The 9,579-nt window shown below is 45.9% G+C and carries 10 protein-coding genes; 6 read left to right on the top strand and 4 right to left on the bottom strand.

Annotated elements, in window-relative coordinates; genetic code table 11:
• The first annotated feature begins 7 nt into the window (after nucleotides 1-7).
• The 6 genes from ACHZBG_RS02705 to uxaC all read left to right on the top strand — a co-directional run bounded on the left by ACHZBG_RS02705 (nucleotide 8) and on the right by uxaC (nucleotide 5,315).
• Nucleotides 8-790, top strand: coding sequence for an alpha/beta hydrolase (locus ACHZBG_RS02705; protein WP_320127903.1), 783 nt, complete (start codon nucleotides 8-10; stop codon nucleotides 788-790).
• A gap of 66 nt (nucleotides 791-856) precedes the next feature.
• Nucleotides 857-1,522 carry an RraA family protein gene (locus tag ACHZBG_RS02710; protein WP_320127904.1) on the top strand — a complete coding sequence of 222 codons (666 nt, stop codon included), beginning with the start codon at nucleotides 857-859 and terminating at the stop codon, nucleotides 1,520-1,522.
• A gap of 10 nt (nucleotides 1,523-1,532) precedes the next feature.
• Nucleotides 1,533-1,868, top strand: coding sequence for a UxaA family hydrolase (locus tag ACHZBG_RS02715; protein WP_320127905.1), 336 nt, complete (start codon nucleotides 1,533-1,535; stop codon nucleotides 1,866-1,868).
• Nucleotides 1,861-3,084, top strand: a complete 1,224-nt coding sequence (locus ACHZBG_RS02720) for a UxaA family hydrolase (RefSeq protein WP_320127906.1) — start codon at nucleotides 1,861-1,863, stop codon at nucleotides 3,082-3,084. Before ACHZBG_RS02715 ends, ACHZBG_RS02720 begins: the two co-directional genes overlap by 8 nt.
• Before the next feature lie 33 nt (nucleotides 3,085-3,117).
• Nucleotides 3,118-3,888, top strand: a complete 771-nt coding sequence (locus ACHZBG_RS02725) for an SDR family NAD(P)-dependent oxidoreductase (RefSeq protein ID WP_320127907.1) — start codon at nucleotides 3,118-3,120, stop codon at nucleotides 3,886-3,888.
• A gap of 14 nt (nucleotides 3,889-3,902) precedes the next feature.
• Nucleotides 3,903-5,315, top strand: coding sequence for a glucuronate isomerase (gene uxaC / locus ACHZBG_RS02730; protein WP_320127908.1), 1,413 nt, complete (start codon nucleotides 3,903-3,905; stop codon nucleotides 5,313-5,315).
• 76 nt (nucleotides 5,316-5,391) lie between these two features.
• On the opposite strand, the gene ACHZBG_RS02735 is transcribed toward uxaC, so the two are convergent.
• The 4 genes from ACHZBG_RS02735 to ACHZBG_RS02750 all read right to left on the bottom strand — a co-directional run.
• Nucleotides 5,392-6,363, bottom strand: a complete 972-nt coding sequence (locus ACHZBG_RS02735) for an ABC transporter permease (protein WP_320127909.1) — start codon at nucleotides 6,361-6,363, stop codon at nucleotides 5,392-5,394.
• On the bottom strand, nucleotides 6,360-7,427 hold the full coding sequence (locus ACHZBG_RS02740; protein ID WP_320127910.1) for an ABC transporter permease: 1,068 nt from the start codon (nucleotides 7,425-7,427) through the stop codon (nucleotides 6,360-6,362). The genes ACHZBG_RS02735 and ACHZBG_RS02740 overlap by 4 nt, the downstream gene beginning before the upstream one ends.
• Nucleotides 7,424-8,965 (bottom strand): ABC transporter ATP-binding protein, encoded by a 1,542-nt coding sequence (locus ACHZBG_RS02745; protein ID WP_320127911.1) that lies wholly within the window; start codon nucleotides 8,963-8,965, stop codon nucleotides 7,424-7,426. The genes ACHZBG_RS02740 and ACHZBG_RS02745 overlap by 4 nt, the downstream gene beginning before the upstream one ends.
• A gap of 101 nt (nucleotides 8,966-9,066) precedes the next feature.
• Nucleotides 9,067-9,579, bottom strand: a 513-nt coding sequence (locus tag ACHZBG_RS02750; protein WP_320127912.1) for a BMP family ABC transporter substrate-binding protein, incomplete at its 5' end; no start/stop codon positions are given.

Below are 9,579 nucleotides of genomic sequence, written 5' to 3' on the forward strand. Positions count from 1 at the left end.
GCTTAGTATGAGAATGACAATTTGTAGCGAGGAGCTGGGGGCAAGTATGGAGTATGAACCAATTGCCAACCCGAAGGGCTCAGTCATTGTCTGTCCTGGAGGAGGGTATCTATGGAGATCTCCTCGGGAGGCCTGGCCAGTTGGCCAAGCTTTTCTGGATCAAGGGTGGCAACCGTTTATCCTCTCCTATTCGATAGATGATCCTGTGCTTGGCACTTTGCCTCTTAGGCAGGCTGCCTGGGCGGTGAGGACAATAAGGAGTCTTGCTGATTCAACTCTAAACAGTGTACGGCAACCGGTTGTAATCTGTGGTTTTTCGGCAGGGGGGCACATTGCGGCAAGCTTGGGAGTGCATTGGGATGACGAACAGATATTTTCCCAGTCAGAAGAAAGATCAATGCATCGTCCTGATGCTTTGATCCTTGGCTATCCGGTAATTACTGCAGGTGAATACTGTCACAAACCTAGTATTGAACGGTTGGTGGGAAAAGAGGATACAAGGTTTTTCTCGTTGGAACAGTTTGTGGGGGAAAAGACTCCCCCTACCTTTATTTGGCATACTGCGTCTGATCCTGAAGTTTCGGTAAAGAATTCCTTGCTATTTGCCAATTCCCTGTCCAATTTCAACCTTCCCTGGGAAATGCACATTTTTCCGTATGGGGCCCATGGACTCTCGCTGGCAACTGAAGAGGTAGAGGATCTGATGAAGGGTCGGATGGCCGATAGACATGTTGCTTCCTGGTTTCCCCTGTGTATGGATTGGCTTCGCATTGTTTTTCCTGATAGGTAAAAAGACCTCAGGAAACTATTTCTCATTTAGTCTCATGATTCTCAAGAAGCACAAGGAGTGTGTTATATGGAAATTTGGAATACTGAAAATGAAATGTTTGCTTTGATGAAAGAAAAACTCTATACCCCAGTTGTCGGGGACATCCTAGATGGAATGGGATATTATCATCAATTTCTACCCCAAAACATAAGACCTCTCGCGTATGGTATGAAATTGGCAGGAAAAGCCATGACGGTACTCATGATTGATGTCTATGGTCCTCAAGACAAACCTTTCGGTTATTTAACCGAGGCTCTTGATCAACTGAGGGAAAATGAAATCTATATCGCAACTGGTGGAACAATGCGTTGCGCCTATTGGGGAGAGTTGCTGACAGCAACAGCAAGGACTCGTGGATCGGTAGGTGCGGTTCTCGATGGTTGGCATCGTGATACACCACAGGTCCTTGCACAAAATTGGCCTGTATTCAGTTGTGGTTGCTATGCCCAGGATTCGAGTGTAAGGACCAAGGTCGTCGATTTTCGTTGTAGGATTGAGATCGGGCAGGTAACAATCAACGATGGGGATCTGTTGTTCGGTGATGACGATGGGGTGTTGGTCATACCCAGGGAAATTGCCTCGGAAGTCCTGGAAAAATCCTTGGAAAAAGCGGCAGGAGAGAAGGTCGTTCGCCATGCCATTGAAAATGGAATGACCGCCACTGAGGCTTTTGCCAAATTTGGTATTCTCTAAAGGTATCTTCATGGAAGAAAAACAATCTGCATTCCAAATTCAGGTGCACGATTCGGTTGCTACCGTCTTGTGCCCGGTTATCCCTGGGCCTGTCTTGTTATATGGCGAAGCCCAAGAGAAATCCATAGAAGCAATAGAGTCCATACCTATTGGTCATAAAATTGCTCTTAAAGATATTGTTGAAGGTGAGGATATCCTTAAATATGGAATTGTCATTGGAAGGGCCAGCATAGCTATACCCAAGGGAGCCTGGGTGCATCTCCACTGTATGCATAGTCTGTACGATGAACGTTCAAGTCACCTGGATAGTATAACGGGAGCCCCCAAGGACACTAAGTATGAATAGGGAATATTATTCAGGAACAAAAACGTGGAAAGGCTATGCACGGAAAAACGGTAGCAAAGGCATTCGTAATAAGGTACTCGTAATCTATACCGTGGAATGTTCGTCTTTTGTTGCCAAGGAAATTACCCGACTGTCTGGAAGCTCCGATGTTGACTGTATCGGCTTTGGTGGGTGTACAGACAATGAATATGCCGTAAGGTTGCTCATCTCCCTCATTAGGCATCCGAATATCGGGGCAGTCCTTGTCGTAGGGCTGGGGTGTGAATACGTGCAACCCCAATGGCTTTCCGATATTGCCAGGGAGGAGGGAAAAGAGACTTCCTGGATGTTTATTCAGGAGGAAGGCGGTACAAAACCTTCCATTGAGCTCGGGCTTCAAAAGGTAAGGGAGATGCTTATTGCCTTGGAGGATACTCCACGTGTTGATATGGGTTTTGGGGACCTTGTTATCGGCGGGGAGTGCGGAGGAAGCGATTACACCAGCGGATTGGCTGGTAATGTCGTGGTGGGCCGTTTCTTTGATAAGCTTGTCGAAGCAGGAGGAACTGCAATATTTGAAGAGATTGTCGAGACAGTTGGATTAGTTGAATTGTTGACCAAACGAGCCGCAAGTGAGAAAGCCAAAAAAGAATTGCAATATACCTATGACAAAGCTCTTGCCTATTGCAAATCGGTCAGGCAATACTCGGTTAGTCCCGGTAATTTCGCAGGAGGGCTTTCGACCATTGAGGAAAAGAGTATGGGGGCTGTAGCGAAAAGTGGGACAAAACTCATTGAAGGTGTGCTCAAGGTAAGTGGGAAACCTCCTCATAGCGGCTTATGGTTGCTTGATTCCACTCCTGATCCCTACTGGATGCAGTTTGGTATTACGAATCCCAATGACAATGAAGGTTTGATGGATTTAATCTCTTGCGGATGTCATCTGGTCTTTTTGGTTACCGGCCGAGGAAATGTGGTTGGTAGTGCTGTTGCTCCAGTTCTCAAGATTACGGGAAACAGTGATACGTACAAGCGTATGGAAGGCGATATGGATTTCGATGGGGGAGGTGTGCTTTCAGGGCTTTGTTCCCTTGAGGAAATGACACTCGATCTTTGCAAAATGGTATTGTCCATGGCTAGTGGGCATAGGTCCAAGAGCGAAGAGTTGGGACATAAAGAATACTGCATTCCCTATAAATACCAAGATAAGGAAGTATTGCCCAGATGCCATTGCTAGTTCAGAAAAAATATAAATCCTTTGGAGTAAGAAATGTTTTCAATAAATAACTTGTTTTCTCTTGAAGGCCAGACTGCCATCGTTACCGGTGGCGCTACAGGTCTTGGTTTTGCAATTACCAAATGTCTTGTCGGCGCGGGAGCCAAGGTTGCTGTACTTAGCAGGCAAAGTGCTGAAGAAGGAAAGGCAGCTCTTGCTGAATTCGAAGGGAAAGCAATCTTCTATCAATTTGATATTACAGATACTGCAAGAGTACAGCAAATGGTCGATCGTATAATTGCAGAAAATGGTCCCATAAGTATTCTTGTAAATAATGCAGGCAACCATTGCAAGAAACTTATCGAGGATATGACAGTTGAAGATTTTGTCAGTGTCTTGAACGTTCATCTGGTCGGGGCGTTTGCACTTACCAAGGCAATCGTGCCCCATATGAAAGCCAACAAAAAAGGAAGTATCCTTTTTCAGGCAAGTATGACGAGTTATATTGGGCAACCCGCGGTAGCTGGTTATGCTACGGCAAAGGCAGGGTATCTTGGGCTTGTCCATACCCTGGCAACTGAATGCGGTCCAGAGAATGTACGGGTAAATGCCATTGCCCCGGGGTGGATCGATACTCCCATGTTCCATAAGGCTACTGACAACGATCAACCACGTCTGGAAAAAATCCTCGGTAGGATTCCTATGAAAAAAGTCGGGGACCCCATGGATATCGGAATGGCCGTGGTATTTCTGTGCAGTGATGCTGCTTCCTATATAAATGGTACCTGTCTTCCCGTAGACGGTGGTGCCTTGATAGGCTTTTAAAAGGAGATCCTCATATGCTTGAAGGAATGAATGGTCACTTTTCCGAAGATTTGTTCTTGAAGAACACTACCGGGAAATATCTGTATGAAACGTATGCAAAAGAGATGCCTATTCTTGATTATCATTGTCATTTGCTTCCCCAGGAAATCTTTGAGAACAAAGAATTTGAGGACCTTGGGGAAATGTGGTTGGCTCATGATCATTATAAATGGCGTGCAATGCGTACTTTTGGCATCGAAGAAAAGTTCATTACCGGTTCTGCTAGTTTCTATGAAAAATATCTAGCTTTTGCCACCATTTTCCCGAAGCTTGTGGGAAACCCGATATACATATGGTGTGCTTTGGAATTGAAGCGGTATTTTGATATCGAGGAACCCTTGGATGCAGAAAATGCACCAAGGATATACGCGATGACAAAGACCTTGATTGCCCAAAATCATATAACGCCTCGTTGGTGTATGGAGAAATCAAAGGTAGAGGTAGTCTGTACTACCGAAGACCCCATTGATTCCCTATCCTACCATTATAAGATGAGGGAAAATTCTTCCGCTAAAACACGCATATTGTCAGCTTATCGTCCAGATCGAGCCATGTTTTGTGAAAAGGAAGATTTTTCATCCTATATACAATTATTATCTCAGGCTGCCTGTCTGCCAATAGATTCGTTTTCTGGTTTGTTCAAAGCCTTGGAGCAACGACTCCAGATTTTCAAGGAAATTGGTTCGACGGTAAGTGACAATGGCATTCCGGATTTTACATGGGTGGACTATACTGATGAAGAGATAGCGTCCGTTTTTGAAAAAGCCCTCAGAGGAGAAATCCTTTCTTCCTTGGAAATTGATCGCTATCGTTCAGCTTTCTTGTTCGAAATTGCCAGAATTTACAAGCGTAATGGCTTTGTAATGCAATTGCATATAGGTACGTATCTTGATACGAATACAGGTAAGGTTGCCATAATCGGACACTCTACGGGATTCGATTGCATTGATGATAGTACCCGTATCAAAAGTGTAGGGACTCTCTTGGATAAGTTGTCAACCTTGGGTGAATTGCCCAAGACAATTCTTTACCCACTTGATGGAACCAAGATAGAGGCCTATGCAGTCCTTGCTGCTGGTTTTTGTGAAGGAGGAATCCGTGCAAAAGTACAGCTGGGAGCTCCTTGGTGGTTCAATGACCAATCCTTTGGGATACAAAGACAGTTTGAGGCGGTAGCCAATCTGTATCCGTTGAGTCTTTCTGTAGGAATGCTCACCGATAGCAGGAGCTTCCTTAGCTATCCAAGGCATGAATTGTATCGGCGTGTACTCTGTAATTTTCTTGGTAGTCTGGTAGAAAACGGTGAGTACTTTGGTAAGGAATCAGACATTGCCACTGTCATCAGGGATGTTTGTTATTATAATGCAAAGGCTTTCTTTTCGTTCTGAGGTTTTTAGAAAGATAAAAAGGTCCTTGATATAGTTTTTGCTATAACAGGGACCTTTTAAATTGATTCTTGATCAGTTACTTGTCATCGATGGCAAAGGAAGTTCCCAAAGCCGCAGGCGAGGCAAAGGAACCTTTCTTTTTTTGGTTCACAATTGTCATGACGGCCAATACCACCAAGGTAATCAAGTAGGGCGAGAAGGCGAGGAACTGAGTCGGAATGACCATCTTGATTCCTGCTGCCTGCAAACTGAATTGAAGGCTGGTGATACCTCCGAAGATCAAGGTGCCTATAACGACTTTACCAGGATTCCAAGTAGCAAAGATGACCAAGGCAATGACGATCCATCCCTTGCCTCCTGTCATACCCTCGTTCCAGCTGGGCGTAAAGCTCAAGGAAAGGCAAGCTCCGCCCAATCCTGCAAGCATTCCACCGATGGTAGTATAAATGTATCGCGTCCTGGATACCGAAATGCCCATGGCTGCCGCGGTACGGGGATTTTCTCCCACTGCCCTTACGATCATGCCGAATTTTGTCTTGTACATCAGTACCCAACTCAAGGGTAGAATGATATACAAGGCATAGGTAAGGATACTTACGTTGAAAAGAGCTCCCAGGATAGGGATATTGCTCAGTCCCGGAATGGAGATGTTCTCAAATTTTGCAGGAAGGTTCATTCCTGCAAGGTTAAAACCATTGGAGGCAGGTCCCAGCCTTTGACCCAGAAAATTTGCCAACCCTGTCCCAAGCATTGTGATTGCCAAACCGGAAACAACCTGATTGGCTCTCATGGTGATACACAGAAACGCATGAAGCAAGGAAAAGGATCCTCCGACAAGCATGGAGACCATAAGGGCCAGATACAGATTGCCTGTGGCAAACGTGGTTGCAAAACCGGAAAGAGCTCCCATCAGCATGACTCCTTCCATTCCAAGGTTCAGTATGCCCGTTTTTTCTGTATAGACTTCACCTAGGGTGGCATAGGTGAGGGAAGTTCCCATTGCCAGTGTTACCGCCAGTAGTTTTGTAAAAAATTCAATGAAGTTCATTTACTGCCTCCCATAGATTTTCCGACAGCAATAAGCTTGTACTCGGTAAAAATACTCCCGGCCAGCAGTGGAATGAGAACGAGTCCTTGCAGGACCTCTCCCATGGCAGAAGGAAGTTTCAGACTGATCTGTAAGGCATCGGCACCAGTATCGAGGGCCGCCATGATAATCGAGAAGATAATGGAGGCAAAGGGATTCAGACCACTCATCCAGGCTATGATGATACCGGTAAATCCATAACCAGAGTCAACTCCCTTGGTAAGGCAATGCGTTACTGCAGCTGAGTCTATTACACCTGCCAATCCCGCAATTCCTCCGGAGAGTAACATGGCAAGTATGATGTTTTTCTTGATGGAGACTCCCTGGCATTGGGCAGCCCGGGGATTTTTACCGATCATATTGAGTTCAAACCCCCAACGTGTCTTGTAGAGGATAAACCAAAGGACCAGAACCAAGGCCAAGGCAATGAACAGTCCACTGTGAATTTTACCCCATACCCTTGGAAGCCATGCAAACTCAGGATACTTTACGGTCCCCATATTTCCTCTGGGAGCTTTCCAGGCATTGATATAGAGGTATTCGGCAAACCCAATGGCAATATAGTTCATCATCAAGGTCACAAGGGTTTCATCAACACCCCATTGGGCTTTCAACCCACCGGGTATTCCTCCCCAGATTGCCCCGAACAATACACCGATGATCATTCCGACGGGGAGAACCATCCAATGAGGAAGAAAGGTCCAGAATTGCATGACCCAGGTAATGCCAATTACGCCGGAAACATATTGTCCCTCGGCTCCGATGTTCCAGAATTTAAGTCGAAAGGCAATTCCTACTGCAAGTCCACACAAGAGTATGGGAATGGCTTTGGTAATCGTGTACTGAAGCTTTGTAGGGCTTCCAAAAGCTCCGCGAAACATCTCGTAATATGTCCTTATCGGATTTGCATGTGAAAGCAACAAGACGATTGCTCCCAAGGCAAAAGAGATCAACAAGGAAAAGATTGGGACCAGGATGGTCATTTTTCGGGACTTGCTGTCCCGTTTCTCCAGGGCAAGTCTCATACATCCCTCCTCTGTACGCCAGCCATAAGCAATCCGATTTCTTCGGTCTTTGCCTCTTTGACGTCAAGTATCGCCATGAATTTTCCTTCAAACATGACTGCAATTTTATCGGCAACCATCATAAGTTCCTCAAGTTCTTCAGAAACGAGCAAGACTGCATTTCCCATATCCCTTTGCTTGATGAGATTCTGGCGAACAGCTTCTGTTGCCCCTACATCCAATCCCCTGGAAGGATAGACGGCTATGAGTATGCCTCCACAAGAATCGATTTCTCGTGCCAGAATTGTTTTTTGGATATTTCCGCCACTAAGAAATTTTACCGAAGTCTCCTGGGAAGGGGTCTTGATCATAAAGGCAGTGATCAATTTTTTGGCGAATATTCTGACCAGTCCTTTCTTTATGATGGAATGGTTCGACAATTCCTTGGTGCGGTATTTTTTCATTGAAAGGTTGTCTCCGACACTCATGTCCCCGACAACTCCCATTCTTCCCCGGTCAGCGGGGATGTGGCTTACTCCATTCTTAATTATCTGCAAGGGAGTCCTATTGGTCATATCCTTGCCATTGATAAGTATTTTTCCTTTTGAAAGGTGGGCCAGCCCTGTGAGGGCTTCACTCAGCTGTTGCTGACCATTTCCTGCAACTCCGGCAATTCCCAGAATCTCCCCGCCCCTGAGCTGGAAGGAAATATCATCAAGGACAGGTCTTCCTCCTCCCAGGGCTTCCATTACCAGATTTTTTGCTTCCAGCTTGATTTCCCCAGGTTCATAGGGCCCTCGTTCAAGCGAGAAGAGAATATCTCTTCCTACCATCATATTGGCAAGGTCTTGTACCCGTTGGATTGTATTTGTTGCACATACGCTGACGCTTTTTCCGCGTCTGAGTACCTGGACCGTATGGGAAAATTCCATTACTTCGTCCATTTTATGGGTAATAAAGATAGCACTCTTACCTTCGGAGAGCATCTTTTTGATTATCTCGTTCAGATCCCTTGCTTCGCCCGGGGTCAATACGGCTGTGGGCTCGTCAAGAATGAGTATTTGTGCCCCGCGATAGAGTAACTTGAGAATTTCTACGCGTTGTTGTTCACCTACGGAGAGATTTTGGATAATCCTGTCTGGATATACTTGCAAACCGTATCGCTTGCTCAGTTCAATGATCTTTGCCTTGATTTCAGGCATGGGTGGGATTATAGGAAGATCTTTCATGCCAAGGATAATGTTTTCGGCAACTGTCATATTGCCGACCAACATGAATTCCTGATGGATCATGCCAACGCCAAGTGCCATTGAATCCTGGGGTGAATGTATTTCGGCAAGCTTTCCGTTGATGTAAATCTGACCGCTGTCAGGTCGATAGAGTCCGACAAGCATGTTCATCAGGGTGCTTTTTCCCGCCCCATTTTCACCAAGTAAGGCGAGTACTTCACCTCTGTGCAGGGTCAGGTTGACTTTGTCATTGGCAAGAACCCCGGGGAAGTGTTTGGATATATCAATCATTCGCACGACGACTTCTTCGCCGGTGTTGTTCATGTCCATATTATTTTTCCACTTGTCAGTGCCCTTGGAAGGAAGGCGCACATTAGAAAGAATTAGGGACGGGCGAATGGCCCGCCCCTATATCTAAGGTTTTCCAGTAACTATTTAACAGATCCAATGACGCCTTCAACGAACCAATCCATGGTAAGCATGTCCTGGTCAGCCATCTTTTCTCCAGCCTTCTGTCGGACGGTACCTGTCTGATCCTTCAACTGACCCCAGAATACATCAAAGGTATCAGCCTTGATCTCTGCCTCTTTGGCAAGGACAGCTTTCTGGAAGTCTGCGGGAACCAACGGGGAAATGGGGGAAAGATGAATCATGTCATCATCGAGACCTCCCCAGTAACTCTGGGATTTCCAAGTTCCATCCAGTACTTTCTGTACTTCAGGAATCATGTAATTACCCCAGTTCCACATTGGGGAAACAAGGATGCGGTCATCACCGATCATACTTCTGAAGTCTGCATTGTAACCAATGGCATATTTGCCGCGTTCAATGGCAGCCTTTGCAGGTTCGGTGGTGTCCTGGTGCTGTGCGATTACATCACAACCTTGGTCAAGAAGAGCAATGGCGCCCTGGCGTTCCAAGGATGGGTCATACCAAGTGTTTGT

The sequence above is a fragment of the uncultured Sphaerochaeta sp. genome, assembly GCF_963676625.2.
Classification (GTDB): domain Bacteria; phylum Spirochaetota; class Spirochaetia; order Sphaerochaetales; family Sphaerochaetaceae; genus Sphaerochaeta.

What these genes read in the sequence shown, in the direction of transcription:
- ACHZBG_RS02720 (WP_320127906.1), top strand. Translation starts at nt 1,861, where the DNA reads ATGAATAGGGAATATTATTCAGGAACAAAAACGTGGAAAGGCTATGCA.
- ACHZBG_RS02715 (WP_320127905.1), top strand. Translation starts at nt 1,533, where the DNA reads ATGGAAGAAAAACAATCTGCATTCCAAATTCAGGTGCACGATTCGGTT.
- uxaC (WP_320127908.1), top strand. Translation starts at nt 3,903, where the DNA reads ATGCTTGAAGGAATGAATGGTCACTTTTCCGAAGATTTGTTCTTGAAG.
- ACHZBG_RS02725 (WP_320127907.1), top strand. Translation starts at nt 3,118, where the DNA reads ATGTTTTCAATAAATAACTTGTTTTCTCTTGAAGGCCAGACTGCCATC.
- ACHZBG_RS02740 (WP_320127910.1), bottom strand. Translation starts at nt 7,427, where the DNA reads ATGAGACTTGCCCTGGAGAAACGGGACAGCAAGTCCCGAAAAATGACC.
- ACHZBG_RS02710 (WP_320127904.1), top strand. Translation starts at nt 857, where the DNA reads ATGGAAATTTGGAATACTGAAAATGAAATGTTTGCTTTGATGAAAGAA.
- ACHZBG_RS02735 (WP_320127909.1), bottom strand. Translation starts at nt 6,363, where the DNA reads ATGAACTTCATTGAATTTTTTACAAAACTACTGGCGGTAACACTGGCA.
- ACHZBG_RS02745 (WP_320127911.1), bottom strand. Translation starts at nt 8,965, where the DNA reads ATGGACATGAACAACACCGGCGAAGAAGTCGTCGTGCGAATGATTGAT.
- ACHZBG_RS02705 (WP_320127903.1), top strand. Translation starts at nt 8, where the DNA reads ATGAGAATGACAATTTGTAGCGAGGAGCTGGGGGCAAGTATGGAGTAT.